This is a genomic window from Exiguobacterium sp. SH3S3 (assembly GCF_004337115.1).
In the GTDB taxonomy this organism is placed as follows: domain Bacteria; phylum Bacillota; class Bacilli; order Exiguobacteriales; family Exiguobacteriaceae; genus Exiguobacterium; species Exiguobacterium aurantiacum_A.
Genome location: NZ_SJUU01000040.1, coordinates 1 through 398 on the forward strand (window position 1 = coordinate 1; position 398 = coordinate 398).

Genomic DNA, 398 nt, shown 5'->3' on the forward strand with positions numbered 1-398 from the left:
ACCGGGAGCTCGCGGAGCAGCTGGTGGAGTACGTGCAGTGGCTGGGGTTCACGCACGTGGAGTTCCTGCCGGTGGCCGAGCACCCGTTCGGCGGGTCCTGGGGATACCAGGTGACCGGCTACTACGCGCCGACCTCCCGGTTCGGCAGCCCGGACGAGTTCAAGCACCTCGTGGACGCGCTGCACCGGGCAGGGATCGGCGTGATCGTGGACTGGGTGCCCGCGCACTTCCCCAAGGACGAGTGGGCGCTGGCCCGCTTCGACGGCACGCCCCTGTACGAGCACGCGGACCCGCGACGCGGCGAGCACCCGGACTGGGGCACCTACGTGTTCGACTTCGGCCGCACCGAGGTCCGCAACTTCCTGGTGGCCAACGCCCTGTACTGGCTGGGGGAGTTC

At 70.1% G+C, this 398-nt stretch carries 1 protein-coding gene; it reads left to right on the top strand.

Annotation, left to right across the window (positions count from 1 at the left end):
* Nucleotides 1-398 (top strand): alpha-amylase family glycosyl hydrolase (locus EVJ28_RS13990; RefSeq protein WP_255417586.1); only part of this gene is annotated, 398 nt, incomplete at both ends.